26 protein-coding genes are annotated in these 26,808 nt (G+C 68.6%); 13 read left to right on the plus strand and 13 right to left on the minus strand.

The genetic code is table 11. The features are described from left to right. Positions 1-7: 7 nt before the first annotated feature. Positions 8-1,144 carry a phosphoribosylformylglycinamidine cyclo-ligase gene (gene purM / locus H1R19_RS04185; protein ID WP_188329566.1) on the plus strand — a complete coding sequence of 379 codons (1,137 nt, stop codon included), beginning with the start codon at positions 8-10 and terminating at the stop codon, positions 1,142-1,144. A gap of 300 nt (positions 1,145-1,444) precedes the next feature. On the opposite strand, the gene H1R19_RS04190 is transcribed toward purM, so the two are convergent. From H1R19_RS04190 to ygfZ, 3 genes are all read right to left on the minus strand, one after another. Next, the gene (locus H1R19_RS04190) at positions 1,445-1,624 is read right to left on the minus strand and encodes a DUF3073 domain-containing protein (protein ID WP_188329567.1); all 180 of its coding nucleotides are present in this window, start codon (positions 1,622-1,624) and stop codon (positions 1,445-1,447) included. Positions 1,625-1,719: 95 nt separating this feature from the next. Beyond that, positions 1,720-2,397, minus strand: coding sequence for an MOSC domain-containing protein (locus H1R19_RS04195; protein WP_244970868.1), 678 nt, complete (start codon positions 2,395-2,397; stop codon positions 1,720-1,722). Between the two features lie 3 nt (positions 2,398-2,400). Further along, positions 2,401-3,579 carry a CAF17-like 4Fe-4S cluster assembly/insertion protein YgfZ gene (gene ygfZ / locus H1R19_RS04200; protein WP_219850641.1) on the minus strand — a complete coding sequence of 393 codons (1,179 nt, stop codon included), beginning with the start codon at positions 3,577-3,579 and terminating at the stop codon, positions 2,401-2,403. Between the two features lie 74 nt (positions 3,580-3,653). Here ygfZ and H1R19_RS04205 point away from each other — a divergent pair, with 74 nt between their 5' ends. The 5 genes from H1R19_RS04205 (at position 3,654) to cydC (ending at position 10,875) form a co-directional block, all read left to right on the plus strand. After that, a complete protein-coding gene (locus tag H1R19_RS04205) occupies positions 3,654-4,523 on the plus strand; it encodes an aminodeoxychorismate lyase (RefSeq protein ID WP_219850642.1) in 870 nt (289 codons plus the stop codon). Positions 4,524-4,746: 223 nt separating this feature from the next. Beyond that, on the plus strand, positions 4,747-6,327 hold the full coding sequence (locus tag H1R19_RS04210) for a cytochrome ubiquinol oxidase subunit I (RefSeq protein ID WP_188329570.1): 1,581 nt from the start codon (positions 4,747-4,749) through the stop codon (positions 6,325-6,327). A 42-nt stretch (positions 6,328-6,369) separates the two neighbouring features. Further along, positions 6,370-7,452, plus strand: coding sequence for a cytochrome d ubiquinol oxidase subunit II (gene cydB, locus H1R19_RS04215; protein WP_188329571.1), 1,083 nt, complete (start codon positions 6,370-6,372; stop codon positions 7,450-7,452). A 47-nt stretch (positions 7,453-7,499) separates the two neighbouring features. After that, positions 7,500-9,176 carry a thiol reductant ABC exporter subunit CydD gene (cydD, locus tag H1R19_RS04220; protein WP_244970869.1) on the plus strand — a complete coding sequence of 559 codons (1,677 nt, stop codon included), beginning with the start codon at positions 7,500-7,502 and terminating at the stop codon, positions 9,174-9,176. Next, positions 9,166-10,875 carry a thiol reductant ABC exporter subunit CydC gene (cydC, locus tag H1R19_RS04225; RefSeq protein WP_219850644.1) on the plus strand — a complete coding sequence of 570 codons (1,710 nt, stop codon included), beginning with the start codon at positions 9,166-9,168 and terminating at the stop codon, positions 10,873-10,875. Before cydD ends, cydC begins: the two co-directional genes overlap by 11 nt. Positions 10,876-10,954: 79 nt before the next feature. On the opposite strand, the gene H1R19_RS04230 is transcribed toward cydC, so the two are convergent. The 3 genes from H1R19_RS04230 to H1R19_RS04240 all read right to left on the minus strand — a co-directional run bounded on the left by H1R19_RS04230 (position 10,955) and on the right by H1R19_RS04240 (position 13,583). Then, on the minus strand, positions 10,955-12,454 hold the full coding sequence (locus H1R19_RS04230) for an aldehyde dehydrogenase (RefSeq protein ID WP_219850645.1): 1,500 nt from the start codon (positions 12,452-12,454) through the stop codon (positions 10,955-10,957). A 134-nt stretch (positions 12,455-12,588) separates the two neighbouring features. Next, positions 12,589-13,221 (minus strand): LON peptidase substrate-binding domain-containing protein, encoded by a 633-nt coding sequence (locus tag H1R19_RS04235; RefSeq protein WP_219850646.1) that lies wholly within the window; start codon positions 13,219-13,221, stop codon positions 12,589-12,591. Positions 13,222-13,274: 53 nt separating this feature from the next. Further along, entirely contained in the window at positions 13,275-13,583 is a 309-nt protein-coding gene (locus tag H1R19_RS04240) for an antibiotic biosynthesis monooxygenase family protein (RefSeq protein ID WP_188329576.1), read from the minus strand. 109 nt (positions 13,584-13,692) lie between these two features. Here H1R19_RS04240 and H1R19_RS04245 point away from each other — a divergent pair, with 109 nt between their 5' ends. Beyond that, a complete protein-coding gene (locus H1R19_RS04245) occupies positions 13,693-14,511 on the plus strand; it encodes an alpha/beta fold hydrolase (RefSeq protein ID WP_219850647.1) in 819 nt (272 codons plus the stop codon). Between the two features lie 93 nt (positions 14,512-14,604). Here the strand turns inward: H1R19_RS04245 and H1R19_RS04250 are convergent, their stop codons facing one another. Both H1R19_RS04250 and H1R19_RS04255 read right to left on the minus strand, forming a co-directional pair. Continuing rightward, a complete protein-coding gene (locus tag H1R19_RS04250; RefSeq protein ID WP_219850648.1) occupies positions 14,605-15,588 on the minus strand; it encodes a hypothetical protein in 984 nt (327 codons plus the stop codon). A 157-nt stretch (positions 15,589-15,745) separates the two neighbouring features. Next, the gene (locus H1R19_RS04255; protein WP_188329579.1) at positions 15,746-16,645 is read right to left on the minus strand and encodes an HhH-GPD family protein; all 900 of its coding nucleotides are present in this window, start codon (positions 16,643-16,645) and stop codon (positions 15,746-15,748) included. Here H1R19_RS04255 and H1R19_RS04260 point away from each other — a divergent pair. Together H1R19_RS04260 and H1R19_RS04265 are read left to right on the plus strand one after the other, a co-directional pair. Further along, positions 16,644-17,294, plus strand: a complete 651-nt coding sequence (locus H1R19_RS04260) for a carbonic anhydrase (protein WP_188329580.1) — start codon at positions 16,644-16,646, stop codon at positions 17,292-17,294. The two genes, H1R19_RS04255 and H1R19_RS04260, sit on opposite strands and share 2 nt — an antisense overlap. Before the next feature lie 125 nt (positions 17,295-17,419). After that, on the plus strand, positions 17,420-18,199 hold the full coding sequence (locus H1R19_RS04265) for a hypothetical protein (protein WP_188329581.1): 780 nt from the start codon (positions 17,420-17,422) through the stop codon (positions 18,197-18,199). 53 nt (positions 18,200-18,252) lie between these two features. On the opposite strand, the gene disA is transcribed toward H1R19_RS04265, so the two are convergent. Further along, complete coding sequence (gene disA, locus H1R19_RS04270; RefSeq protein ID WP_188329582.1) at positions 18,253-19,338, minus strand: DNA integrity scanning diadenylate cyclase DisA; 1,086 nt, start codon at positions 19,336-19,338, stop codon at positions 18,253-18,255. Between the two features lie 107 nt (positions 19,339-19,445). On the opposite strand from disA, the gene H1R19_RS04275 reads away from it, so the two are divergent. Continuing rightward, the gene (locus tag H1R19_RS04275; protein ID WP_188329741.1) at positions 19,446-19,976 is read left to right on the plus strand and encodes a PaaI family thioesterase; all 531 of its coding nucleotides are present in this window, start codon (positions 19,446-19,448) and stop codon (positions 19,974-19,976) included. Positions 19,977-20,007: 31 nt separating this feature from the next. Here the strand turns inward: H1R19_RS04275 and radA are convergent, their stop codons facing one another. Beyond that, positions 20,008-21,387, minus strand: coding sequence for a DNA repair protein RadA (gene radA / locus H1R19_RS04280; RefSeq protein ID WP_219850649.1), 1,380 nt, complete (start codon positions 21,385-21,387; stop codon positions 20,008-20,010). A gap of 85 nt (positions 21,388-21,472) precedes the next feature. Then, positions 21,473-22,174 (minus strand): copper chaperone PCu(A)C domain-containing protein, encoded by a 702-nt coding sequence (locus H1R19_RS04285; protein ID WP_188329584.1) that lies wholly within the window; start codon positions 22,172-22,174, stop codon positions 21,473-21,475. 344 nt (positions 22,175-22,518) lie between these two features. On the opposite strand from H1R19_RS04285, the gene H1R19_RS04290 reads away from it, so the two are divergent. The 3 genes from H1R19_RS04290 to ispF are packed head-to-tail and all read left to right on the plus strand — an operon-like array spanning position 22,519 to position 24,194. Continuing rightward, on the plus strand, positions 22,519-23,007 hold the full coding sequence (locus H1R19_RS04290; RefSeq protein WP_188329585.1) for a CarD family transcriptional regulator: 489 nt from the start codon (positions 22,519-22,521) through the stop codon (positions 23,005-23,007). 30 nt (positions 23,008-23,037) lie between these two features. Beyond that, a complete protein-coding gene (gene ispD, locus H1R19_RS04295) occupies positions 23,038-23,730 on the plus strand; it encodes a 2-C-methyl-D-erythritol 4-phosphate cytidylyltransferase (RefSeq protein ID WP_219850650.1) in 693 nt (230 codons plus the stop codon). Next, positions 23,727-24,194, plus strand: a complete 468-nt coding sequence (gene ispF / locus H1R19_RS04300; RefSeq protein ID WP_219850651.1) for a 2-C-methyl-D-erythritol 2,4-cyclodiphosphate synthase — start codon at positions 23,727-23,729, stop codon at positions 24,192-24,194. The genes ispD and ispF overlap by 4 nt, the downstream gene beginning before the upstream one ends. Here the strand turns inward: ispF and H1R19_RS04305 are convergent. Together H1R19_RS04305 and H1R19_RS04310 are read right to left on the minus strand one after the other, a co-directional pair. Next, entirely contained in the window at positions 24,191-25,429 is a 1,239-nt protein-coding gene (locus H1R19_RS04305) for a nucleotide disphospho-sugar-binding domain-containing protein (RefSeq protein WP_219850652.1), read from the minus strand. The two genes, ispF and H1R19_RS04305, sit on opposite strands and share 4 nt — an antisense overlap. Continuing rightward, the gene (locus H1R19_RS04310) at positions 25,426-26,781 is read right to left on the minus strand and encodes a condensation domain-containing protein (protein ID WP_219850653.1); all 1,356 of its coding nucleotides are present in this window, start codon (positions 26,779-26,781) and stop codon (positions 25,426-25,428) included. The genes H1R19_RS04305 and H1R19_RS04310 overlap by 4 nt, the downstream gene beginning before the upstream one ends. Positions 26,782-26,808 lie beyond the last annotated feature (27 nt).

A 26,808-nucleotide genomic window follows, 5' to 3' on the forward strand; every position in this document is an offset into this window, starting at 1 on the left:
TGCGGTGATGACGGAGCGGGATGCTGCTGCCGATGAGACGGCAGGCGCCGCGTCGACCTCGACGCCTGAGGGCGGGACGCAGGCCTCGTACGCGGCGGCCGGGGTCGACATCGACGCCGGCGAGCGAGCAGTGGAGCTCATCGCACCGCACGCCAAGCGCGCGTCGCGGCCCGAGGTGCTCGGCGGTATCGGCGGCTTCTCGGGGCTGTTCGCGCTCAAGGGCAACTACCGGGAGCCGGTCCTCGCCGCCGCCAGCGATGGCGTGGGTACCAAGCTCGCCATCGCCCAGGCCATCGACAAACACGACACCGTCGGCCGCGACCTCGTCGCGATGTGCGTAGACGACCTCGTCGTCTGCGGTGCCGAACCGCTGTTCCTGCAGGACTACATCGCGGTGGGCAAGGTCGTCCCGGAAACCGTCGCGCAGATCGTCGCCGGTATCGCCGACGGCTGTGTCGAAGCCGGCTGCGCACTTCTCGGCGGTGAGACCGCCGAGCATCCCGGTTTGATGCAGGACAACCACTACGACCTGTCCGCCACGGCGGTCGGCGTCGTGGAGGCCGACAACGTCCTCACCCCCGATCGTGTCCGTGCCGGCGATGTCGTCATCGCCATGGGAGCGTCGGGACTGCACTCCAATGGCTACTCGCTGGCACGCAAGGTGCTGCTCGAGTGGGGCCACATGGACCTCTTCGGCCACGTCGAGGAGTTCGGGCGCAGCCTGGGTGAAGAGCTGCTCGAGCCCACTCGCATCTACGCCCGCGACTGCCTCGCGCTGATCGCCGAGGCCGATGTTCGCACCTTCGCGCACATCACCGGCGGTGGACTGGCCGAGAACCTGGCACGCGTCATCCCGCAGGGTCTCGTGGCCGAGCTGGAACGCAACACCTGGACTCCCGCACCGATCTTCGCGCTCATCGCGCAGCGCGGCCGCGTCGAACAGCTCGAGATGGAGCGCACCTTCAACATGGGTGTCGGCATGGTCGCCGTCGTCGCCCCCGAGGACACCGATCGTGCGCAGGCGGTCCTGACCGCCCGCCACGTGGACAACTGGGTCCTCGGCACGATCAAGCGGTCGAACGAGCCCAAGAGCGCCGAGGCCGGCGCGCGCGTCTCCCTGATGGGGGAGCACCCGCGCTTCTAGGCGGGCGGGACGGTCTCACCACCGGCACAGCGACAAACACGCACAGCGACAAACACAACGAAGAAGCTCGCCGATGGGATCTCCCACGGCGAGCTTCTTCGTTGTGCGAATGGAATTGTTCGAACTTCGATATTCAGTTGTCGCTGATGTTCGGATCACCCCGGTACGGACCTTGGGAGGCGGTGAGCCACGGGTCCGTACGTGAAGATGACCCGCGTCGCCGCGGGCCCGTTCACACGGAAAAGATGTTGGGGTGATGCCGGGTGCGAGGAACGAGACTGCGCCCGTGGAGCGTGCGCGTCACGCGCGTCGCCACTCCTCCTCGTCCACCCACTCGTCCACCGGATCCGGTCGGCGTACAACCGGATCGCTCTGCCCGGAAAGTTCGCGCTGCAGACTTTCCAGATCGGTGTTCGGCGTGGAGTACTTCAGCTGACGTGCAACCTTCGTCTGCTTTGCCTTTGCCCGGCCGCGGCCCATATGGGACCCCCTCGCACAATGACGGGGCGGCCAAACAACTTGGCGGCCCCGTTCTCTTGAAGTAATTCTGTCGTGCTGACCAGTCTAGCGCGCCTCTAGGATTTGTGTTGTCCGCCCTGCCTCGCCACGCCGTCGCGGCGTTCCGACTTGGCCACGACCTTGCGAGCCTCGCGGCGGACCTTGACCGGGAGATCGTCTCGCTCGAGCAGTTTCCGGATGGCTTCGGGATCGCCGCCGACGAGCAGATGCCGCGACCGCACCCCGTGGTCGGGACGCGCCACGACCGAGACCGGATCACCCGCGCCCACGGTGCCCGGATGGACAACCCGCAGGTAGGTGCCGAAATCCGCCTGGCTCATGAAGCGCTTCATCCACCCGGGCTCACCCGCCCACACCGCGAAGGTCTTGCACGGGACACGCGGGATGGTGACCTCGAGGACGAGTCCGTCGTTCCCGACGGCCCACCGCTCGCCGACCAGTGCGCCGCTGACCTCCACGCCGTCGATCCGGAGGTTCTCGCCGAACCACCCGTAAGGAAGCTCACGTCCGAGCTCGTCGGACCACCGCCGCGCCTCGGCGTCGGAGTAGGCGTAGACGGCCTGATCGATGCCGCCGTGATACCGCTTGTTGCCCACGTGGTCGGAGACGAGTCCGAGTTCGTTCACCTCGACCCGACCGGACTGCGGGCGCTTGTCGATGGCCGAGCGGCCGATGCCGTCGAGCATCACGTCCTCGACGGCCGCGCACACCGCCAGGACCGAGCCTGTGCCCACTCTTCAGGCTCCCGGCGTCGACGAGCCGCCGCGGAGCCGCTCCACGGCCGCACGGCCGGCCTGGACGCGCTCGTCCTCGCGGACCGAGTCGGGGTCGATCCGAGCGCTGATCGTGGCGTCGGTGCCGACGGTCAACTCGACGTCGGCGCCGACGTTGCGCTTGACGAGGGCGAGCGCGATCGGTCCCCACTCGTAGTGGTCGACGACGGTGCCCACCCGGCCCACGGTGCGCCCGCCCGCGGTGACCGGGTCGCCGGTGGTGGGTCGCTCGTCGGAACTGCCGTCGAGGTGCAACAGCACCAGGCGCCGAGGTGACTTGCCCAGGTTGTGGACCCGGGCCACCGTCTCCTGGCCGCGGTAACACCCCTTGTCCAGGTGAACGGCGCCGAGCTCGTCGGGTCCGCCGATCCAGTTGACCTCGTGGGGGATCGTCCGCTCGTCGGTGTCGGCTCCCAGGCGAGGGCGCAGCGCCGCGACGCGCAGGGCGTCGTATGCCCAGCTGCCCGCCATCCGTGCGCCCGCCTCGGTCAGCGTGTCCCACCAGCGCATCAGTACGTACTCGGGCACGAGGAGGTCGACGACCGGCAGGCCGGCATGCTCGCCGAAGGGCGGCATCCGTCGCCAGAAGCCGAGGGGTTCGTCCTCGTGGTGCGACTCGGGCAGTGAGCCGGCCTGGTAGATCCGGGCGTCGGCACCGATCTCGAGGAGATCTGCGACCGGGCCGTCGAGGGCGCCCGGGCCGATCAGGGTCACGGCCTTCATGTCCGGACGTGCCGCCGGTTGCGCCTTGGCCCAGAACACCATCTTGCCGAGGAAGCCCAGAAGCGGCTCGCCGCGCGGGCCCTCGGTGTCGATCCAGGTGACGCCGTCGACGTCGGTGACGACGAAATGTTCCTCGATGCGGCCGTTGGCGTCGAGGGACAGGTTCTCCGCGCTCGATCGGTCGGGGAGATCGGCGATGTGCTGGCTGGAGATCGTGTGCAGCCAGCTGAGACGTTCGGCGCCGGCGATCTCGATGACCGCGCGGTCGGAACGGTCGACGATGATCACCCCGGAGGATGCGGCGCGTTGCTCGCCGAGCGGGTCGCCGTAGTGCCACGCGGTGTCGGTCGAGTTGAGTTCTCCGGGACCGGGGACCGCCCCGCCCTCGGAATGCCTGGTCAGGATGGGTGAACGGCTCACGCGTCGATTCTACGGGTCACTGCGGCCCCGGGGGCGGGGAGCACCGGCCGGGGACACATGGCAGCCTTCTAGCCATGTCGGATTCGATCCTGGTCACGCTCGACGGCACGCAGCACGACGCCGATGCACCCTTCCTGCACGCCGACGACCTCGCCGCCGTCCGCGGCGACGGCATCTTCGAGACCCTGCTCGTCCGCTCGGGGCGGGCGCGTTGCGTCCGGCTCCACCTCGAGCGGCTGGCCCGCAGTGCGGCCGCGATGGACCTGGACAAGCCGGATCTCGACGTGTGGCACGACGCCGTCGACGCCGCCGTCGAGGCGTGGACGAAGGCCCACGGGACGTCGGGCGAAGCCCTGCTGCGCCTGGTCTACACGCGTGGGCGCGAACACGGTTCGACGCCGACGGGATATGTGACCGTCGACGCGGTGCCCGAGCGCGTCGTCACGGCGCGGACCGAGGGCGTCTCGGTGATCACCCTCGACCGGGGATTCTCGATCGACCTCGCCGCGCGTGCGCCCTGGCAGCTGCTCGGCGTCAAGACGCTCAGCTACGCCACCAACATGGCCGCGCTGCGGCATGCGGCGTCGGAGGGCTACGACGACGTGATCTTCGTGAGCAGCGAAGGCGTCGTCCTCGAGGGGCCCCGATCGACCGTGGTCGCCGTCTACGGGGACACGCTGGTCACCCCGCCCTCCGAGACCGGGATCCTGGAATCGACAACGGTCCGGGCCGTCTTCGATCTGGCGGTCCAGGAGGGGTGGAAGACCAAGGCAGAGGTCCTGCGGCCCGAAGACCTCGTCGCGGCCGATTCGGTCTGGCTGGTCAGCAGCGTGACCCTCGCGGCCCGGGTCACCCACCTCAACCGGTACGTGATGCCCGTCCCGTCGGACTCGAAGAAATTCTCCGCTTTGGTAGACCGCGCGATCTCCGTCGATCACAATTGATCTCGGTCACTCCTCACTGATCGCAAGTAGCCCGGCACACCGCCGCGGCGATGAGAGCGAACACACCCGCGACCGCGCCGTCGCGGGACCTTTGGCGCTTGTCCCCCTCCGTGACCAGGGGTAACGTCGCGCCCAAGCCCTACTACTACTGGTAGTAGTAGGGATCTTTCGACCCGCTCCGCCCACCCCGGCCCGGGAACGGCAACTCGATTCGAGGCGAGATATGGACGCTCTGGACGTCTCCAGATGGCAATTCGGGATCACGACCGTCTATCACTTCATCCTGGTGCCGCTGACCATCGGTCTCGCGCCGATGATCGCGGTGATGCAGACCGTGTGGCACGTGACCGGGAACGAGCAGTGGCTGCGTGCGACGAAGTTCTTCGGGAAGCTCTTCCTGATCAACTTCGCGCTCGGCGTCGCCACCGGCATCGTGCAGGAGTTCCAGTTCGGCATGAACTGGAGCGAGTACAGTCGATTCGTCGCCGACGTCTTCGGGGCCCCGCTGGCCCTGGAGGGACTCGTCGCGTTCTTCCTGGAGTCGACGTTCATCGGACTGTGGATCTTCGGCTGGGACCGGCTACCGCGCAGGGTGCATCTGGCATGCATCTGGCTGGCATCCGCAGGCGTCATCGCCTCGGCGTACTTCATCATCGCCGCGAACTCATGGATGCAGCACCCGGTCGGCGTGGTCTGGGACGAGACCCGCGACCGGCCGCGGATGAACGACTTCTGGGCGGTGATCACCAACAGCACGACGCTCGCGGCGTTCCCGCACGTGATCGCCGGCGCGTTCCTCACCGCGGGCACCTTCGTCGCCGCCATCGGCTGCTGGTGGATGGCCCGGAATTCCTGGCGCGCCAAGAAACTTCGCGAGGCCATCGAGACCGGCGACACCTCGGAGATGCCCAAGACCACCTCGCCGAGCCACATCGACGCCACGCCGGAGGATCTCGAGCGCGACGCCCGGCACTTCTGGCGGCCCGTCACCCGCTTCGCGCTGTGGGTCACCATCGTGTCCGGCGTGGCACTGTTCATCACCGGAGACCTCCAGTCCCAGATCATGTTCAATCAGCAACCCATGAAAATGGCTGCGGCGGAATCGCTCTGTGAGACCGAGACCGGTGCGGGATTCTCGGTGCTGGCCATCGGGCGACAGAACAACTGCGAGAACATCGAGCACATCATCGAGGTCCCGAAGATGCTGTCGTTCCTCGCCGATCACAGTTTCGACAGCACCCTGCAGGGGGTCGAGGAGTTACAGCAGCAATACACCGAAGCGCTTGCCGGACAACCCGGCGTGGCGCCCGGCCAGAACTTCGCACCCAACCTCTTCGTCACCTACTGGGCGTTCCGCGCCATGATCACCTGGGCGCTGGGGTCCGTGGTCGTGGCCCTGGGCGGACTGTGGCTCACTCGCCGCAAGCGTGTCGTGGAATCCCGCAAGTTCGGGCTGCTGGCGCTGTGGATGATCCCGACGCCCTTCCTGGCCAACAGTTCCGGCTGGATCTTCACCGAGATGGGGCGCCAGCCGTGGGTCGTCGCACCCAACTGGGAGAACGACCTCGATCCGTTGCGGATCAACATGCTCGTGCAGAACGGTGTGTCGAATCACTCGGCGGGGATGGTGTGGGTGACACTGATCGGCTTCACCCTGCTGTACGGGGCGTTGGGCGTGGTGTGGTTCATGCTCCAGCGGAGGTATGTGATCGAAGGTCCCGCCACCTACGACTCGAGACCACCTGGTCACTCCGACCCCGACGCCGACAGCGATGAGCCCAAACAGCTCTCGTTCGCGTACTAGCGGCGAACACCCGAAGCGTCACACCCAGAATAGGAGAGACCAGTGGGACTTCCGGAGATCTGGTTCCTGATCATCGCAGTGCTGTTCGTCGGGTACTTCGTCCTCGAGGGATTCGACTACGGCGTCGGCATGCTCATGCCCGTCCTCGGCCGCAGCCACACCGGCGGGGACGAGAAGGTGTCGCCCGACGAGCCGGCAGCCGACCCCGACACCCGGCGTCGTGTGCTGCTCAACACCATCGGACCGGTCTGGGACGGCAATGAGGTGTGGTTGATCACCGCCGGCGGCGCACTGTTCGCCGCTTTCGGCGGATGGTACGCAACCATGTTCTCCGCCTTCTACTTTCCGCTGTTCCTGATCCTGATCGGGTTGATCACCCGGGTCTGCGCGATCGAATGGCGCGGAAAGATCGACAACCCGCGGTGGCGGATGTGGTGCGACGTCGGTATCGGACTCGGATCGTGGATTCCGGCGATACTGTGGGGAGTCGCGTTCGCGAACGTGATCCGCGGCCTGCCCATCGATGCCGACGCCCAGTACACCGGTGGATTCTTCAACCTGCTCAACCCGTATGCGCTGCTGGGCGGTCTGACCACCCTGCTGGCCTTTCTGACCCACGGCGCGGTCTTCCTGTCCCTGAAGACCGGTGGCGTTCTGCGGGAGGACTCCATGCGGTACGCGTCGCGTCTGGCGATCCCGACGCTGGTCGTCGCGGCGTCGTTCCTGCTGTGGACCCAGTTCGCCTACGGCAGCACCTGGACCTGGATACCGGTCCTGATCGCGGCGGTGGCGGCCCTGGTGATGGTGGCGGCCACCCAGATGCGCAGAGAGGGAATGGCTTTCGCCGCCACCTCGATTGCCATCGCAGCCACCGTGGCGGCGCTGTTCGGGTCGTTGTTCCCCGAGGTGCTGCCCTCGACCACCGATCCGGCCTTCGACCTCACCATCGACAACACGTCGTCGAGCCATTACACACTCGTCGTGATGACCTGGGCCGCTGTCCTCGTCACCCCCGTGGTGATCGGATACCAGGCCTGGACCTACTGGGTGTTCCGCAAGCGACTGTCCGTCGAGCAGATGCCCAAGCCCTCGGGTCTGCGGTCGCTGCGGGCATTCGGCGAGTGAGACCTCCCCGGCCGCGGGTCTCCGCCCCGGGTTCCGCGGGGCCGCCGGTGGACCCGCGTCTGCTGCGGTATTCGCCGACGACCCGACGCTACGTCGCGGTCACCGCGGTGTTCGCGGTCGCCGAGGTGATCGCCATCATCGTCGCGGCGGGGATGGTGGCGTCGATCCTGTCGGAACTGATCGTCTTCCCCGGGCGGCGTTCCTTCGACGCGCAGTGGACCCACCTCGTGATCCTGACCGCGGCGATGGGTGCGCGGGCGGCGATGGCCTACGGCCACGACCGCTACGCACACCGGGCCGCCGAGCGGGCCATCGCCGAATTGCGGGCCGAGGCCCTCGACGTGCTCACCGATCCGCGCCGGACCTCGCCGCGGACGCTGTCGGCGATCCGCGACCACGCCGGAACGGTGCTGCTGCGGGGGCTGGATGCGTTGGGGCCGTACCTGTCCGGGTATCTGCCCGCCCTCGTCACGTCGGCGATCGTGACTCCGACGGTGACGGTGGTGATCGCCTTCGCCGACTGGCCGTCGGCACTCATCATCCTCATCACGTTGCCTCTGATCCCGCTCTTCATGGTTCTCGTCGGATTGATGACACGCGATCGCACCACGCGCAAACTCGAGACGATGAGCAGGCTCAGTGCGCAGCTTCTGGACCTGATCGCCGGTCTGCCGACGCTGCGCGCACTGAACCGGGCCGGGGCACCCGCGGCCCGGGTCGCCGAACTCGGTGAGGCGCACCGTCGCAGCACGATGAGTTCGCTGCGGGTGGCGTTCCTGTCCGGAGCCGTCCTCGAACTCCTGGCCACCCTGTGCGTCGCGCTGGTCGCGGTGGGCATCGGCCTGCGCCTGGTCTACGGCGAGATGTCGCTCTACGCCGGTGTTTTCGCGCTGATCCTGGCGCCCGAGGCCTATCTTCCGCTGCGTCGGGTCGGCATGCAGTTCCACAATTCGACCGACGGGCTCACCGCGGCGGGGCAGGTGTTCGAGCTGATGGACGCCTCGGCAGGCGAGGCGGAGAACGCCGCTGATCGGGTGACCGGGACGGGTGCGCGGGGCATCTCGGTTGCCGGGGAGCCGATCTCGTTGCTCGACCTCGGGGTGCACGGCCGCGACGGCTGGGCGCCGGAGTGCCTGCGCGCCACCATCGAACCGGGTTCGCTCACCGTGCTCAGCGGGCCCAACGGGTCGGGGAAGTCGACCGCGCTCGCCGCCATCATGGGGCTGATCGCACCCGACGACGGATCGGTGCTGATCGGGTCGATCCCGGTGGCCGAGGCCGACCACGAGACGCTTCACGAACAGATCGCCTGGTTGCCCCAGCAGCCCGTCATCGTCCCCGGGACGGTCGGGGAGAACGTGGAACTCTTCGGTGCGTTGCGTCGCGATGCGGCCGAACGTGCCGCGGCCGCCAGCGGATTCGACGCCGTCGTGTCCGAACTGCCCCGGCGACTCGGCACCCGACTGGGTGCCGGCGGGGTCGGCTTGTCCGCCGGACAGCGGCAGCGGCTCGCACTGACCCGGGTGCTCGCGTCGCCGGCCCCGTTGCTGCTGCTCGACGAACCGACCGCGCACCTCGACGAGGCGTCCGAACGCGACGTGCTCCGAGCGCTCCGGGACCGTGCCCGCGCAGGCGACACGGTCGTCGTGGTCGCCCATCGCGGCGTCGCGCGTGAATACGCCGACCGCGTCATCGAGTTCCCGGAGGTGCTCCATGCGCGATGACCCACTCGTACGGGCGCTGGGCTTCCTCGGACTGCGTGGACGGCCGGTTGCGAAGGCACTGATGCTCGGGGTCGGCGGGGCGTTGTCGGCCCTCGGTCTGGCCGCGCTGTCCGCATGGCTGATCACCCGTGCGTGGCAGATGCCGCCCGTGCTCTACCTGTCGGTCGCGATCACCGCGGTTCGGGCGCTGGGGATCTCACGCGGCGTGTTCCGCTACCTCGAACGGCTGGCCACCCACGATCTCGCACTACATGCGATGGCCACCTGCCGCGAACGGTTGTACACCGCTCTCGCGACCGGTTCGCCGGCCTATTCGGTGACCCTGCGCCGGGGCGACCTGCTCACCCGTACCGGCGACGACATCGACGAGATCGGCAACGCGCTCATCCGCGGACTGATCCCGATCGGTGTCGGCGTGACCACCGCGGTGGCCGCGGTGGTGGTGATGGCACTGGTGTCGGTGCCGGCAGCGCTGGTGCTCGCCGTCGCGTTGATCGTCAGCGGTTGCCTCGCGCCGTGGCTGGCCGCCCGCGGTGGGGCACAGACCGTCCGCGACGGGGCACGCGCCGCGACCGACTCCGCGGAGGCGTCGACCGCGGCGCTGTGGCACGCCTCCGAACTCGTCGTCGCACGCCGTCGGTCCGCGGTGCTGGCTGCGGCCGCGGAGGCGGACCGCAGGCACCTCGACGCCACCGATCGCGGGATCCGATGGCAGGCATCCGCGGCTGCCGCCACCCCCATCGCGATGGGCGTCTCGCTACTCGCCGCATGTGTGATCGCCATCCAGCTCGCATCCGAGAACGCCGGTTCGCTCGCCGGGGTGGCGTCGGGAGAGGGACTGACCCCGATGATCCTGGGTGTGCTCGTCCTCCTGCCCCTGTCGGCCTTCGAGTCCACCGCACCGCTCACCGAGGCGGGCCTGCAGATCGAACGCAGCCGCCAGAGCGCAGCCAGGGTGATGGCGCTCGTCGACGGCGCGCGTGCCGACGGTGTCGCCGTCCCCGACGTGGAGGTACACGATTCGCCGGTGCGGCTGTCGACGGCCGGTCTGCGGTGGGGTCGAGAGGACCGCGGGATCCTGGGTCCGCAGACCGGCGTCGACCTGGATCTGCGTCCCGGTTCGCGACTTGCGGTGGTGGGGCCCAGCGGCGTCGGCAAGTCGACGCTGCTGCTCACCCTCGCCGGGTTGCTCCCGCCGATGGCGGGCGGGATCGTCTGCGTCGACGACGCCGATGACTCAGACGTCGAGTTACGTTCGGCGGGTTGCTATTTCGCCGAGGAAGCGCACATCTTCTCGACGTCGGTCCGGGAGAATCTGCGAGTGGCACGCGGAAACGCCTCCGACGAACAGATCACGGACGCGCTGGCCGCCGTCGGACTCGGCCCCTGGGCCGCAACACTTCCCGACGGATTGGACACCACCATCGCCGGCGGTGCCGACGCCGTCAGCGGCGGCCAGCGTCGACGATTGTTGCTGGCGCGAGCACTGCTCCACCCGGCGCCGGTCGTTCTGCTCGACGAACCGACCGAACACCTCGACGCCGACGACGCCGAGCTCCTGCTCCGCCGTCTCCTCGGTATCGACGACGATCTGTTCGGACCCGACCGGATCGTCGTGGTGGTGACCCATCAGCCGCCGGCCGAGCTGGACCCCGCGAATGTGCTGGACCTGACGGGAGCCGAGACTCGATCCGTATGACGTTGTGTCCGGGATCCCGGACACAACGTCACACGGATCGGGGTGGGTGGAGCGAACCGCCCTGTGAGAGTGCGGGGTTCTAGCTGGTGGGCGCCTCGTACCCCATCGGCAGCATCGTCGACTTGTGCTCGAGGAATGACTCGAGGCCCTCGCGGCCGTTCTCGCGGCCGATGCCGGAGTTCTTGTAGCCACCGAACGGCGACTCCGGATCGATTGCGTACCAATTGATCCCGAAGGTTCCGGTGCGGATCTTGGTGGAGATCTCGATGCCGCGTTCGACGTCGTCGGTCCACACCGTGCCGGCGAGTCCGTAGCTGGAGTCGTTGGCGATGGCGATGGCCTCGTCGACGTCGTCGTAGGCGATCACCGACAGTACGGGCCCGAAGATCTCCTCCTGGGCGATCGCCATGTCGTTGGTGACGCCGGTGAAGATCGTCGGGGTGAGGAAGTAGCCGGAGTCGAGGCCCTCGGGTCGCTCGCTCTCGAGAACCGCCGTGGCGCCGGCCTTCTTGCCGAGTTCGACGTACTCCTCGACCTTGATGCGCTGCTTCTCGGTGATCAGCGGGCCCAGCTGGGCCTCCGGGTCGGACGGCAGCCCGACCTTCATCGCCTTGGCGGCCTCGACCATGGCCGCCACGATCTCGTCCTGCCGACTGCGCGGCACCAGGATTCGGGTCTGCGCGACGCAGGCCTGCCCGGTGTTGAACAGGCCAAGGAACGTGAGCATGAAGGCATTGGCGGCGATGTCGACGTCGTCGAGGACGATGGCCGCGGACTTGCCGCCGAGTTCCAGCGAACACCGCTTGAGTGTCTCCGCGCAGGCGGCGCCGATGGCCTTGCCCGCGGCGGTGGAGCCGGTGAAGGTGATCTTGTCGACGTCGGGATGCGCGACGAGCGCCTGTCCGGTCTCGGTGCCGCCGGTGACCACCGAGATGGCCTCGGCGGGCACACCCGCCTCGATGAACAACTGGGCGACGTAGTTGCCGGTCAGCGGGGTCTCCGGGGCGGGCTTGAGGACCACCGAGCAGCCGGCGGCCAGCGCGGCGCCCATCTTGTTGCAGGTGATGAACAGCGGGACGTTCCAGGCGCAGATCGCGCCGACGACACCGACCGCCTCGCGGGTGATGCGGGTGGTGCCGAACAGGCCGGTCCGGTACTCCTCCCACTGGTAGTTGCGGGCGGCGTTCGCGTACGCCCGCAAGACGCCGGTGCCCGGCAGCTGCTGCAACGTGGCGATCGCGCTCGGCGGTGCGCCCATCTCCGCCGACACCAGCGCGGTGATCTCGTCACCACGCTCGTCGATCATGTCGGCGACCCTGCCGATGATGTCGGCGCGCTGCGCGGGAGGCGTCGAACTCCAGACGCCGGAATCGAAGGCGGCGCGGGCCGCCCGGACGGCCGTGTCGACGTCGGTGGCGTCGGCCTCGGGGACCGAGCCGACGCGTTCGCCGGTGGCCGGGGAGAAGACCTCGAGGGTCTCGGCGGAATGCGGGTCGGCCCATCGGCCCCCGATGAGCAGCTGGGGTTGGTCGCCGCCACCGGCGAGGGTTGTGGAGTGGGACTCGACGGTCTCGGTCATGCGCGTGGGCTCCTCAAAAGGGCGGGTCCTTGCCTGCGCCGGCAGTGGTACTGACCTTCGGCGGGCAAGTGTGAACTACAGCACACGCAATACTAGAACACGTTCTAACTTTTGTGCCAGGGGGAGTGCGAACCTCACCGGCCGAAGTGCAGCCGGGCCTCCATCCCGTCGAGTACGTCGTCGAGCACATCGAGCTGACCGGCCGGGGCGTCGGCCTCGAGAAGACGTTGCTGATCGTGCGGCTGGGACGTGACCCGGCCGGCGAACCGGTGGATCGGCGAGATGCCGGCGATGGCGGGATCGGCGTCCATGATGGCCAGCGCAGCGATCACCGGCTCGGGGTCTTGCCCCTCGAACTCGAACTTCTGGCGCATCAACGAGTACAGACGCTGATTCATCGCATCGAGGCGGGCCAAGTCCGCGGGGGTGGGTGTCTGCTCGGGCAACCGCTGGACGCGGGCCCGGGGATACGGGTCGTCGGGCAACCACTCGACGATCCGGAACCGGTACGTGCCGGTGCAGGTGAGGTCGGCGCGGCCGTCGGGGAAGCGATCGGTGATCTCCGCGTGGGCCATCGCGCCGACGTCGCAGCGCACATCCCCGCCGCCCACTTCCACACCGCGCGCGATCAGCACCACGCCGAAGCTGGCGGTCGGAGGATCTGCGGAGGTGTCGACATGATCGGACAGCATCTGTCGGTAGCGCGGCTCGAAGATGCGCAACGGCAGTTCCGCGCTCGGCAACAGTGCGGTGCCGAGCGGGAACATCGGGGCGACGAAGGTCTCCTCGGATGCCGGTCCGGAACTCAGGACGGGCTCACTCAGGACCGGGGCCTGGCGTCGAGCACGACCTCGAACTCCAGCAGATCGGCGCCCGAGGCGACCGGCTTGGCGCGCTCGCCGGCGTGAGCCTCCCGCGCCGGGCCCGACGCCCATGCCTGGAAGTCCTCCTCGGACTCCCACTGCGTCACGACGAAGTAGCGATCGTCGCCCTTGACGGGGCGCAGGAGCTGGAATCCGAGGAAACCCTTGGACCCGTCGACCGAGTGCGCGCGGTTGGCGAACCGCTTCTCGAGTTCGGGGCCGGCACCTTCGGGAACAGAGATTGCGTTGATCTTCACAACAGACATGCGTCCACCATAGGCGCTGTCGGAGTCGCGTTCGCGCACATCATGTGACACTTCCGCCGCGCTCCATCCCGAACTTTTCGCCGCCGCGCTCCGGTCTACAGTTTCTGGCATGTTCGACGGCCGTGCCCACGCCGAGACCGGACTCCGTGACCACGGGGGTCCGGATGCGCTCGACCCCGCGGACCCCGCGACCCGCCCCATCGTCTTGCTGCACGGATTGATGGGCCGGGGGCGGACGTGGCGTCGGCAGATCCCGTGGTTGCGTCGGTACGGTCGGGTGTTCACCTACGACGCCGCGTTCCACACCGGCGCCGAATTCCACGACGCCGGGGACCCGGATCGCGCAACCGAACTCTCGACCGATCGCTTCGTCGCCGATCTCGCGGAGATCCTCACCTGGATCGACCAGGGGCCGGCCGTCCTCGTCGGACATTCGATGGGCGCACTGCACGCCTGGTGCGCCGCGGCGACCTATCCCGAACTCGTCTCGGCGCTGGTCGTCGAGGACATGGCGCCGGACTTCCGCGGCCGGACCACCGCCAACTGGACGCCGTGGTTCGAGTCGTGGCCCGACCGCTTCGGCTCCGCCGAGGAGGCGGTGGCCATGTTCGGTCCGGTGGCCGGCCGCTACTTCTTCGAGGCCTTCGACGACGGTCGGCTCCACGGGCGAATCCCGGTGTGGAGCGCGATCGCCGAGGAGTGGGGCACCCGCGACTTCTGGGCGCAGTGGCGCGCGGTGAAGGTGCCCGCGCTGCTGATCGAGGCCGAATACACGGTCACCCCGCCCGGCCAGATGGAGCAGATGTCCGCGGTCAACGAACGTGCACAGCATCTGAGGGTGCCCGGTGCAGGTCACCTCGTCCACGACGACTCCCCACACGTGTATCGCGGTGCGGTGGAGGCGTTCTTGTCGGGCCTGGACTCCTGAACCATTCCCGGAAGCTCACCGAGGAAGGGCCCCAACGTAATTCGGGACGCACACGACGAATCGTGTGCGCCCCCGAAGAGGTGGGAGGTGGTGTCAGGTCGGGTCGGCGGGCGCGATCGGGCCACCGGTGAGCCGGCGCCAGCAGTGCACCAGGAACAACTGTGCGATCGGTGCGGCGACGATGAGCCCGATGTAGCAGACGAGTACACCGACGAGGTTGATCGCGTAGGTGACCAGCAGGGTGATCAGCGAGTCGCCGACCTTCGACTTGGTCAGCTCGAACGACGTCTTCATCGCGTTGATCGGCGAGAGGCTCTTGTCGATGGTCGCGACGACCGAGAACATCAGGAAGAACATCGCGACGAGCCCGGGGATGATGCACAGCGCGTAGCCGATCCCCGTGATGATGCCGACCAGGATCGCGGTGCCGACGACCGGCCCGAAGCGGATTGGGGTCAGGAACGACTTCGCGGTGACCGGTTCGCCGTTGGCGACGCGGACCGCGCCGGAGATGATGCTCGCCTGGATGTAGAGCAGGCCCAGGATGAACACGAGGTACACGAGGCCGAAGAGGATGGAGCCGCCGAGACCCAGCGACGTCTCTTGGTAGGTGTAACCGTTGCCGTAATCGACGGTCTCGGTGGTGCCGAACAGCGCCGCCGCGGAGAACCCCACCGCGATGAGTGCGGCGCCGAGCAGGAACACCACGAGGCCCGGCAGGATCATCGCGCCGGCATTGTTCTTGAACTTGCCGAAGGCCCACGAGAACGCCGTGCCCACATCGATCTTGCCCGTGTCCATGGGGCCGCCGGGAGGAATCGGGGCGCCGGGGTAGGCGCCGGCGTCCCCGTACTGCGCGCCCGGCGGAGGAGGCGTCTGCCCGTACTGCGGTGGCTGCTGCCCGTACTGCGGGGGCGGCGGCTGCTGGCCGTAGGGGGGAGGGGGCGGTGGCTGCTGCCCGTACTGGGGCGGTTGCCCGTACTGGGGTTGCTGGCCGTACTGGGGCGGCTGACCGGGGAAGCCCCCCGGCTGCTGCGGGTCCGGCGGCGGGACAGGGGGATACGGCGGCTGGCTCATGGACCGGGACACTAGCAACGATTCGACCGCTGCGGGAAGCTATCTCCGAACGTTCAAACGACTGGTCAATGGGCGCAACACGAATTATGCGCGCCCGTCGGCCTGCTCGTCGTCGACGAGGCCGCACCGTGTCCGGGGGCCGTTGCCGCCGCGTCGGTCACGAGTCGCCCTCGCCCGCCAGGCAGTAGCGCCCGTCGGTGGTGAGCTCGACCAGGCCGTCGACGAGCAGGGAATCCAGTGCGCGATCGCGCTGGGCGGTGTCGGAGGTCCACACCACGTCGAGCTTCGAACGGTCCACCGCAACGTTCGTTCCGCGCAGGACGTCCAGCAGGAGGCCGCGGACCTGGCGGTCGGTGCCGGCGAACTTCTGCGTTCGTCGGGGCGGTCCGGTGTGTACCGGCCGGCCGAGCCGAACCCAGGTGCAATCGACGAGTGGGCAGTTGTCGCACTGGGGGTTTCGGGCCGTGCACACCAACGCGCCGAGTTCCATGAGCGCCGCGGAGAACCGCGGCGCGGTGGCTGTATAGGAGCCGTCGTCGGATCTGGGCAGGAGCGCCTGCGCGTCGGCCAGATCGCGCCGCGACGGGTTCGCCGGCTGTTCGCGTCCGTGGACGGCACGCGCGATCACGCGCCGAACATTGGTGTCGACCACCGGAACCGGTTGGCCGTAGGCGAAACAGGCGACCGCCCGCGCGGTGTAGTCGCCGATGCCGGGCAGGGTCAGCATCGTCTCGACGTCGTCGGGAACGCGGTCGTCGTGATCGCGTGCCAGGACCTTCGCGCACTCATGGAGACGAAGCGCGCGTCGCGGGTAGCCGAGCTTGCCCCAGGCGCGCAGGACCTCTCCGGCCGGCTCCGCGGCCATCGCCGAGGGCACCGGCCAGCGGCGGACCCAGTCCTGCCACGGCCCGACGACCCGCGCCACCGGGGTCTGCTGCAGCATGATCTCGCTGATGAGGATCTGCCAGCCGCTGCACGCCGGGTCCCGCCACGGGAGATCGCGTTCATGGGTATCGAACCAACCGAGCAGACGGCCCGGTGGCACACTATTGAGCATGATCGGAAAGACACCACGTGAGGCGTGGCACATTCTGCGTGACGGCAACGACCGCTTTGTGGCGGGAGAATCTCTGCATCCGAGCCAGGGTATCGAGGATCGCGCGCGACTCGCGGGCGGGCAGCACCCCCACGTGGTGCTGTTCGGCTGCGCCGATTCCAGGCTCTCGGCCGAGATCATCTTCGACCAGGGTCTGGGCGACATGTTCGTGGTGCGCACCGCCGGTCATGTCATCGACTCGGCGGTCCTGGGGTCGCTCGAATACGCGGTCGAGGTGCTCAGCGTTCCCCTCATCGTCATCCTGGGACACGACAGTTGCGGGGCGGTCAAGGCCACGCTCGACGCCCTCGACGATCTGCAGATCCCGGGCGGCTACATCCGCGACGTCGTGGAGCGGGTCACCCCCAGCATCCTCGCCGGCCGCAGCGAAGGCCTCACCCGTGTCGATGAGTTCGAGGCGCGGCATGTCGTGGAGACCGGACAGTTGCTCATGCAGCGCAGCCGCATCATCGCCGACAAGATCAGCACCGGGCGGCTCGCCATCGTCGGCCTCACCTACCAGCTCAACGAGGGCAAGGTGAGCCTGCAGGGCGTGTACGGCGACATCGGCGAACGGCCCAGCGCCGTGCCGCAGGCCGAGACCGCATAGAGCGTCGGAAACCTCCAGAACCTGAAGGCGAACTCTAGACTTTGCCTGTTGGGGACCGTTTTTCGGTCGCGACACGCCGCACGTGATCAGCCGGAAGTCAAGACCCGGCCGTTAGCGTGGGAGGCGTGATCGAACCCCAGGGCCCGCTGCCACCCGAGATCTATTGGCGACGCCGCGTCGTCGCCGTGGGTGGTGCCGTGGTCATCGTCGGTTTGGTTGTCGCGCTGATTGTCTGGATGACGTCGAGCGGTGGCGATCCGCAGAACACCGCCGCCAAGGGCTCCGCTCCGGCGAGCGCCTCGGCGTCGACCCCGGCTTCTGCTCCGCCGTCATCGGAAGCGCCCGCCGGTGGTGAGTCGGGTGCGCCCGGCGCACCCGACTCCGGCTCGGGCGGCGGCGGTGGCGGTGGCACACCCGCAGGTCCGCCCGCCGGTGCCACCACGCCCCCCGAATCGGCGAGTCCCGCAGGGGTTCCCGGCGCTCCCGGGGGACCCAACCTCTGCCCGGATCAGGCGATCTCGGTGGTTCTCTACACCGACAAGCCGACCTACACGATCGGCCAGAAGCCGGTGTTCACCATCGTGACCACCAACGCGGGGCTGTCGGAATGCACCCGCGACGTCGGCAAGTCCGTACAGAACGTCATCGTGCGGACTCTCGACGGGACCCGCACACTGTGGTCGGCCCGCGACTGTTCGCCGCTCTACACGGTCAACAACGTGGTGCTCAAGCCCGCACAGCAGGTCAAGGACGACATCACCTGGTCGGGCACCACGAGCAGCCCGGGTTGCGAGCGTCCCCGCACCCAGATCCCCGCCGGGTCGTATTCGGCCATCGGCAAGATCGGCGAGCGCGAGTCGTTCCCGATCACGTTCAACGTGGTCGCACCGGCGCAAGAGCCCTAGTCGTCGGGAACCCCAGTCGTCGGGGAACCCCGATCGTCGGGAACCCTGGTTCTCTAGTCGTAGCGTTCGATGCTGGTCTCGGCCAGCCGCGACAATCCCTCACGGATGTGCCGGGCCCAGATGCTGCCGATGCCCTCGACGGCCTGCAGATCGGCGGAGGAACTCGCCAGCAACGCCTGCAGGGTGCCGAAGCTGCGCACGAGGCGGTCCACATGGGCGAACTGCAGCCGCGAGATCCGCGCGAGCAGCCGGTAGCCCCGCGGGCTCATCGCGGTGTCCTGGGCGTCGATCGTCGTCGGATACCCGAATGCCCCCGCGAGCAGTGTGAGATCGAGTAGATCTGCGTCACTGAGGTTCTCGATCACCTCGAGTGTCTGTCGCACGTCTTCGGCGGTGGCGGGCTCCGGGCTGGCGTAGTAATCGCGGACGAGCAGCTCGCGCATGGTGTCGTTGTCGCTGATGAGTTCCTCGAGCTGCAGACTGACCTGCCGGCCGTTGACGCCGAGTTCGAGGACGTACTCCTCGATCTCGACCGACACCCGCCGGACCATCTCCATGCGCTGTGCCGTCGACATCGCATCGCGCAACAGGACGTAATCCTCGATCTCGGCGCGGGACAGGGCCGAGATCACCTCGTCGAGGCGGGCCTTGTATCGCTCGAGGGTGGCCAGCGCGACGTTGGCGCGCGACAGGATGGGGTCGGGGCTCTCGACCACCCGACGAGCACCGTCGACGTAGACGCTGACGATGGACATCGACGCACTCACCGAGATGACGGGGTGGCCGGTCTGGATGGCGGTGCGTTCGGCCGCGCGGTGCCGCGTGCCCGACTCCTCGGTGGGGATGGACGGGTCGGGGACCAGCTGGACGTTGGCACGCACGATGCGCTTGCCGTCGGTGGACATGACCACGGCGCCGTCCATCTTGGCGAGCTCACGCAGCCGGGTGGGGGCGAACTCGACGTCGAGGTGGAACCCGCCGTCACAGATCTTCTCGACGTCGGAATCGTGTCCGAGGACGATGAGGGCGCCCGTACCGCCGCGCAGGATGCGCTCGAGCCCGTCGCGGAGCGGGGTGCCGGGCGCGACGCGCGCCAGGGTCTCGCGGGCGAGCTCGGACTTCACCGCTTCGGCAACCATGTCTCCCCTTCGATGCCGGCCCGGCACCTCGCGGGGTCGCACACCCCGCGACACCGGCGGCCGCAATGTGACTAGGGTACCGGGATGTGAAGAGCAGCAGCTTTGTGGTGCCCGATGAACTCGACGAGCTCGTACGCCACCCGAAGACGTCCAAGCCGGGCGAGCCCATGCGCAGCCACAACAAGTCGTGCTTCGGCTGTGGCGTCGATTCCCCCCGCGGCCTGCATCTCACGGTGCACGCGGGCGAGGGTTTCACCGTCGACGCCCGGATGCCGGTCGAACAGTGGATGGAGGGCGGGCCCGGGGTCATCCACGGCGGGATCCTGTCCAGCGCATTCGACGACGTGATGGGCATGTTGCCGCGCCTCATCGGCCCGCCGGGGGTGACCGTGCACCTGCAGGTCGACTTCCTCGCGCCGATCCCGGTGGGCAAGACCCTGCACATCGAGGCCTCGATCCTGGGCAAGCAGCGCCGCAAGATCTACGCCGAAGCCGTTGCGCACCTCGGGGATCCGGACCGTCCCGTCGCCCGCGCCAACGGAGTGTTCGTGACCGTCGACGTGCGCGAGCACTTCGCCGACCACGTCGAGAACAGTGCGAAGGCGCAGGAGTACAAGGACCGCATGCACCGCCCGTAGGGCTTTGCGGATACGTCGGGCGGCCGGGGGGTCAGAACGGCGCGCTGACCGGGTCGGCGGCTCGTCGAGCCATCGCGTCGGCCAGGTTCGCGACACGGACGATCTTGATGCCCCGGGGGAGTTCCTCGTCGGTGGCGGCGGGGATGATCGCCTCGCGGAAACCGAGTCGTCGGGCCTCGGCCAGGCGCCGCGCGACCGCGGAGACGCGGCGGACCTCGCCGCCGAGGCCGACCTCACCGATCACCACGGTCGACTGGGGGACGGGCCGACCGGTGAGAGTCGAATAGACCGAGAGCGCGATGGCGAGGTCGGCGGCCGGCTCGGTGACCCGCATGCCGCCGACCGTCGAGAGGTAGACCTCGGATTTCGCGAGCTCCTTGCGTCCGCCCCGCGCCTGGAGGACGGCGAGCACCATCGCCACCCGGTTCATGTCCAGGCCGGACACCGCGCGACGCGGATTGTTCATCTCGGTGCCGTTGGCGAGCGCCTGGATCTCACCGACGAGTGCGCGCTTGCCGTCCATCGTCACCATCGTCACGCTGCCGCTGACATCGGAATCACGTTGATGCAGAAAGATGCCCGACGGATCCGGTACCTGGTGGATGCCGTCGTCGCGCTGCTCGAAACAGCCGACCTCGTCGGCCGCGCCGAAGCGGTTCTTGACGCCGCGGACCATGCGCAGCGTCGAATGCTTGTCACCTTCGAAGGCCAGGACGACGTCGACGAGGTGCTCGAGCGACCGCGGGCCCGCGACCGCGCCCTCCTTGGTGACATGCCCGACCAGGATCACCGCGACGCCGCGATTCTTGGCCAGCGAGACCAGCGCGGTGGTGACGGCACGGATCTGGGTCACGCCGCCGGTGACGCCTTCGGCGCCGGATGCGACGACCGTCTGCACGGAGTCGACGATCATCAGTGACGGACGTACCGAGTCGACGTGGCCGAGGATGGTCGCGAGGTCGGTTTCGGCGGCCAGATACACATTCGGGTGCACCGCGCCGGTGCGTTCGGCCCGCATGCGGACCTGTCCGGCCGACTCCTCGCCGGTGATGTAGAGCGCGGTACGGTCGGCGGCCGCCCAGTGTTTGACCGCCTCGAGGAGCAGCGTCGACTTGCCGACGCCCGGCTCGCCGGCGAGGAGGATGACCGAACCCGGCACGACGCCGCGCCCGAGTACCCGGTCGAGTTCGCCGATGCCGGTGGGGACGGCTGCCGAGGACTCCGCGTCGACCTCGGTGATGCGCAGGGCGGGGCTCGTCGGCGCGACCGCGGGCGTCGACCTCGACGACGCCGGGCCGGTCGCGACCTCGCCGATCGTTCCCCACTCGCCGCATTCGGGACACCGCCCGACCCATTTGGCGACCTGATGGCCGCAACCGGTGCATCGGAACGACGATTTGGGTTTGGCCACCCGGACAGCCTAGGGGTGGGGCCCGACAGAACAACGAACGAGGCCCGGCAATCGCCGGGCCCCGTTCGGAAAAGTCGTCGAACGGTCAGTGACCGCCGTCTTCGCTGTGTTCGTCGCCACCTTCGTGGCCCGCGTCGCCGCCCTCATCGTGGTGCTGGTTGTAGAACGTCGGCTCTGCGTTACGGGGGACGTTGACGCGCTCGAGTTCGGCGCCCGCGTCCACCGGGGTCTGCACGGTGGTCTCGCCGGCATCGATCCACGAGCCGTTGGCGTCACGCTTCTCGAAGTGGAAGGTCAGGTCCGTGGTGAGTCCGGCGGCGACGGTCTTGCCCGCGCCGGTCAGCTCGGCGGTGACCTTCTTCTCGATCGCGGTGTTCGCACCGACCGGGAGGCCGCCGCGAAGCGCCTGTCCCGGCGGGATGATCCGGTCGTCGGAGTCGGCGCCCTCGGTGAACTCGACCTTGCCCTTTTCGGCGGTGATCTCCTTCAGGCGGTAGTAATCGAGGTCGTCGGAGTTCGCGACCGCGAACGCGAGCTCGAAGGGTCCGCCGTTGCCGAAGACCGTCGGTGCGTCCTGCTCGGGGAACAGGATCTGCACGTCACGGAGCTCGAGTGCGCCGTAGTTCACGTTGGCGCCGTTCACCGCGGGCAGCTGGTTGGCGGTCTGCGAGATCTGCCCCGCGCTGCACCCGGTGGTGCCGAGGGCGACCGCCATGCCGATCGCGGCCACCGCGGTGGCCAGACGAGATGGCCGAACCGCCGACCGCCGTGCGGATAGTGAAAGCACTGACACCCGATCCTCCAAGGTCATACGAAGCCGACATGCAGCGCGCGACACCCTGCACTACGCAGCGTAGTGGGCGCGTGATGGAAAAGTCCCCCCGGGTGCCTGATTCGTCGTCGCGCGTTGGGTTCCGGGGTGCAGGCGGTGGCGTCGCGGGCTGTGTCCGCCGTCATGTTCCCAACAGTTCCGGAGCGGTGCCGCAAGGGGTGTCGCGTGTTCCGCCGACACCCCTCGCGACCTCGAAAGAGCCGGGTGTGAAACGTGTTCACCGCGTTGACCTGCACCGTTGGGTGGGTCCCTCGGAACACCCGTGCTAGACTGGCTCTACTCGAAAGGGGCAAGGAACATTGAATTTCAAAGTTGGCGACACCGTCGTTTACCCCCATCACGGTGCTGCTCGGGTCGAAGACATCGTGACCCGGACCATCAAGGGTGAGCAGATCGAATACCTTGTTCTCAAGGTTGCCGACGGTGACATGACCGTTCAGATTCCCTCGACCAAGCTCGACTACGTGGGCGTCCGAGATGTGGTCGGACGAGAGGGCCTCGACGAGGTCTTCCAGGTCCTACGGGCTCCGCACACCGAGGAGCCGACCAACTGGGCTCGCCGGTTCAAGGCAAACCAGGAGAAGCTGATCTCGGGCGACATCATCAAGGTCGCCGAGATCGTGCGCGACCTGTGGCGTCGTGAGCAGGATCGTGGCCTGTCGGCCGGTGAGAAGCGGATGCTGACCCGTGCACGTCGCGTGCTCGTCGACGAGCTCTCGCTCGCGCAGAACACCGACGACGAGAAGGCCGCACTCATGCTCGACGAGGTCCTCGCCGCGGCTTCCTGACGTCGGGTCCACCTGGATCAGGAATCATCAGTGACCACTACGCCGGAGAATTCCGGCGCAGATGTCTGTGTCATCATTCCGGCTGCCGGGTCGGGCACCCGACTCGGCGAGCCGGTCCCCAAAGCGTTCGTCGACCTCTGTGGTCGGAGCATCATCGAACGTTGCGTCGACAATGTCCCTGAGTCTCTCGGGGCGTCGATCGTCGTCGTGGTGCCCGCCGACATGGTCGCCCGGACCCGTTTTCTGCTGCCCGAGGTGACGGTGGTGGCCGGCGGGGCTCATCGAGCGGATTCGGTCCGCGCCGGTATCGCCGCCGCGGGAGCTGCCGAGGTCATCCTCGTGCACGACGCCGCCCGGCCGCTCACCCCCGCTTCTGTCTTCACCTGCGTCGTCGACGCCGTGCTCGCCGGTCATCCCGCTGTGGTGCCGGGGATACCGGTCGTCGACACGCTCAAGCAGGTCACACCGGACGACGGTGGCCTCGAACGTGTGTCGAGGACCGTCGACCGCGATCAGCTGCGCGCCGTCCAGACCCCGCAGGGGTTCACCCGCGATGCGCTTCTGCGTGCACATGCCGACGACTCCGGTCTCGCGACCGACGACGCCGGCCTGGCCGAGCGATGCGGTATCGACGTCCACATCGTCCCGGGAGACCCCCTCGCCATGAAGATCACCACACCGTGGGACCTACGCATCGTGCGCAGCATCGTGGGCCGACGATGAGGGTCGGGATCGGTACCGACGCCCACCGCATCGACGCGTCCGCCGAGTGCTGGATGGTGGGTCTGCACTTTCCCGACCAACCCGGCTGCGAAGGTCACTCCGACGGTGACGTCGGCGCCCACGCGCTGTGCGACGCGGTTCTCTCCGCCGCCGGACTCGGCGACGTCGGTTCGGTGTTCGGCACCGGGCGACCCGAATGGGCGGGCGTCTCCGGGGTTGCGATGCTCGAACACGTACGGACACTCCTCGAGGCCGAGGGGCTGCAGCTGGTCAATGCCGCGGTGCAGGTCGTCGGCAACCGGCCCAAGATCGGGCCGCGTCGTGCCGAGGCGCAGAAAGTCCTCTCCGACGCGCTCGGCGGGCCGGTCTCGGTGTCGGCGACCACCACCGACGGACTCGGCATGACCGGCCGCGGCGAGGGAATCGCGGCGGTGGCGACCGCACTTCTCGCCGCCGCCTCCTAGCTCGACGCGCAGGCGCCCAGAAGGATCTCGCAGGCCCGGTCGACCGCTTCGGCGGGCGGCGTGAGTTGTCCGGCGAGACGCGCGGCATTCGTCGCGACCGCGGGGTCGGTGAGCGGGTCCAGATCCGACGGTGAGAACCGTGTGAGCCGATTGCCCGCTCCCGCACCCGCTTTACGAAGGGCCGCCGCCCACATCGGCTGGTCGGCGCTGAGCCAGGCGATCACCGAGGGGATGCCCGCGCGGGTCGCGGCCGCGGTCGTGCCCGCACCACCGTGGTGCACCGCCCCGCGACAACGGGGCAGCAGGGCCTCGTGGTCGACGGGGGTGTCGATGTGCAGCAGCCGATCATGACCGGGTAGTGCGTGATCGGTGTGCCCGATGACCCGCAGACCGCGGTCGAGCAGGGCCGACACGATGCCGTTGATCTGCTCGCCGGTGATCTTCATGCTGCCGAAGCCGACGTAGACGGGCGGCTCGTCGGCGATGGCCCAGTCGGTGGCCTGCTGCGTCGAGTCACCGCCCACAGTCATTGCCTCGCGAACATCTTTGTCGGGCAACAGGAATCCGACGAGGGGACGTTGAGAACCCCAGTCCCGGGCGAGACCGGGGAAGAGTGCCGCGTCGTAGGCCTGGATCTCGGGCACACCGCGGCCTCGGAGCCGGCCGCCGAGCGGGCCCTTCACCGGCGGGAGCCCGAGTTCGTCGCGCAACCTGCGGTCCGCGCCGCGCACCGTCATCCAGTACGTCTGATCGGCCAGCCGCCACATCGCCCGGGAGACCGGGCGCGGGTAAGTGCGGTAGCGGACGTCGAGGCTCGTGTTGGGGCGGAGCGGGCAGTAATGCAGAGGCACGAAAGCGATTCCGCGACTCTGCGCGATCGCGTCCGCCCGGTCCTGTGCCAGGGGTCCGGTGACGAGAAGGTCGGAGATGTCGGCGAGCTCACCCATCACCTGCTCCGACGTCGCGCGTCCGTGCTCGGAGACCTCCCCGAGTGCCCGCAGTCGAACCCGCGGATTCTTGGACTTCAACCGCTCCTTCACCAACGGACTGGCCAGGAGTTCGGCGGTCGACGGCGCCAGCGTCCGGGTCGGCAGACCGGTCGCGGCGGTCAGGTCGACCAGATCCTCGGGGACCGCGAACCGGACCTCATGCCCTCGGCGGGCGAGCTCGGCACCGATCGCGACCGCCGGCTGTATGTCCCCTCGGCTGCCGTGGACGGCGAACGCGAACCTCATGCGCCCCAGGACGTTCCGCGCAGTCCCCACGCGGCGAGCTCGTCGTCGACAAGGGTGCGGACAGCGGCGACGTCGGGGAGGCGCACCGGATCCAGTGAACTGATACTGAACATGACGTGGTCGGCGTTGATCGCGAACCATCCGCTGATGCCGCCCTTGCGGTCACGCAGCCGGGTGAGGTCCTTGGTTGCGGTGATCGCCCGGATCGACACGGCCGCACGCTGTTCGGTGCCGAGCGTGGCGAACTCGTCGGGCACCTGTCCGACATTCGACGCCAGGCACAGCGGGGTGGTCACGTTGGCGGTGAGGCGGCGGGTGACCGAATCGCTCAGCGCCTGCAGGACCACGGCGCGCTGGGCGACCGCACCGGAGTTGGCGGACAGCCGGCCATAGGCATCCTTGCAGGCGACGCGCACATCGGTGAGGTCGTCGTAGCGTCCGGGCAGTACCTCGACGAAGGCGGTGGCCCCCGACGTCGCATTGGCCCGCCGGTCGTCGAGCGTGCGGGACGACACGGGCAGCGACACCGGTACCACGTCGCCGGCGGACACGCGGCCGCAGCGCTCGAGGATCCCCACCATCAGGGCGGCGAAGAGGCTGTTGTCGGTGCCGCCGCGCGCCGTCGCGGCGGCGGTGTAGTCCGCGAGCGGGATCAGGACGGTGACGTTGGGTGCGGTCTCGGCGGCGGACAGGTCGGTCGTCGGGAGGGTGCCGGCGGTGACGCGGACCGGTGAGGCCGGCGGTCCGGCTCGCCCGGCCCGCCACATGCCGAAGGCCGTCCTGCCGGCCGTCCACAGCAGATCCGCCGCGTCGCGGACGTTGTCGACGAGGCCGGGCGTGGCGCCCGGGGCGTAGTCGAGACCGTGGACGGCCTCGATGACCGCGACCGCGCCCGTACCGCCGTCGGCTATGACGTGGGAGATGATCAGCGAGACCAGCACGGAGCTGTCATCCGCGGTCCGGGCGACGGCGAGTCGCCACGCCGGCCCGTTGACGACGTCGAGTGGGGCGTCGGCCTGCGCGCGCCCCCACGCCTCTTCTTCACCCACCGGGACGGGGTCGGTCTGCACGGAGAGATCGCCGGCATCGGGGGTGTACCGCCAGTACGCGCGGCCGGGCCCGCGGTGCCTCGCGACGAGCCTGCTCAGGCGGCCGTGGCGCAGCTTCTCGGCGAGCGATGCGATGGCGTCGACGTCGGTGGTGCCCGGAAACCTCCACAGCGTCTGGTTCACGACGGGGAGACCGAGAATGACGTCCATGCGGACGAAGAGGTCGTCGTCGGCGGTGAGCCGGTCGACGGTGGCGTCCTGGGCCACGCCGGGGGCGTGGCGGACGAGGGATCCGAAGTTCATGTGCACCTACCGTTCGTGCATACCGAT

Origin of the sequence: Gordonia jinghuaiqii, assembly GCF_014041935.1 — a bacterium.
Classification (GTDB): Bacteria; Actinomycetota; Actinomycetes; order Mycobacteriales; family Mycobacteriaceae; genus Gordonia; species Gordonia jinghuaiqii.

Excerpts from the sequence above, each read along its gene's own strand:
- purM (WP_188329566.1), top strand. The coding sequence starts at position 8 with ATGACGGAGCGGGATGCTGCTGCCGATGAGACGGCAGGCGCCGCGTCG.
- H1R19_RS04190 (WP_188329567.1), bottom strand. The coding sequence starts at position 1,624 with ATGGGCCGCGGCCGGGCAAAGGCAAAGCAGACGAAGGTTGCACGTCAG.
- H1R19_RS04205 (WP_219850642.1), top strand. The coding sequence starts at position 3,654 with ATGTCGGATTCGATCCTGGTCACGCTCGACGGCACGCAGCACGACGCC.
- H1R19_RS04210 (WP_188329570.1), top strand. The coding sequence starts at position 4,747 with ATGGACGCTCTGGACGTCTCCAGATGGCAATTCGGGATCACGACCGTC.
- cydC (WP_219850644.1), top strand. The coding sequence starts at position 9,166 with ATGCGCGATGACCCACTCGTACGGGCGCTGGGCTTCCTCGGACTGCGT.
- H1R19_RS04230 (WP_219850645.1), bottom strand. The coding sequence starts at position 12,454 with ATGACCGAGACCGTCGAGTCCCACTCCACAACCCTCGCCGGTGGCGGC.
- H1R19_RS04235 (WP_219850646.1), bottom strand. The coding sequence starts at position 13,221 with ATGTTCCCGCTCGGCACCGCACTGTTGCCGAGCGCGGAACTGCCGTTG.
- H1R19_RS04240 (WP_188329576.1), bottom strand. The coding sequence starts at position 13,583 with ATGTCTGTTGTGAAGATCAACGCAATCTCTGTTCCCGAAGGTGCCGGC.
- H1R19_RS04245 (WP_219850647.1), top strand. The coding sequence starts at position 13,693 with ATGTTCGACGGCCGTGCCCACGCCGAGACCGGACTCCGTGACCACGGG.
- H1R19_RS04250 (WP_219850648.1), bottom strand. The coding sequence starts at position 15,588 with ATGAGCCAGCCGCCGTATCCCCCTGTCCCGCCGCCGGACCCGCAGCAG.
- H1R19_RS04260 (WP_188329580.1), top strand. The coding sequence starts at position 16,644 with ATGATCGGAAAGACACCACGTGAGGCGTGGCACATTCTGCGTGACGGC.
- H1R19_RS04255 (WP_188329579.1), bottom strand. The coding sequence starts at position 16,645 with ATGCTCAATAGTGTGCCACCGGGCCGTCTGCTCGGTTGGTTCGATACC.
- disA (WP_188329582.1), bottom strand. The coding sequence starts at position 19,338 with ATGGTTGCCGAAGCGGTGAAGTCCGAGCTCGCCCGCGAGACCCTGGCG.
- ispF (WP_219850651.1), top strand. The coding sequence starts at position 23,727 with ATGAGGGTCGGGATCGGTACCGACGCCCACCGCATCGACGCGTCCGCC.
- H1R19_RS04305 (WP_219850652.1), bottom strand. The coding sequence starts at position 25,429 with ATGAGGTTCGCGTTCGCCGTCCACGGCAGCCGAGGGGACATACAGCCG.
- H1R19_RS04310 (WP_219850653.1), bottom strand. The coding sequence starts at position 26,781 with ATGAACTTCGGATCCCTCGTCCGCCACGCCCCCGGCGTGGCCCAGGAC.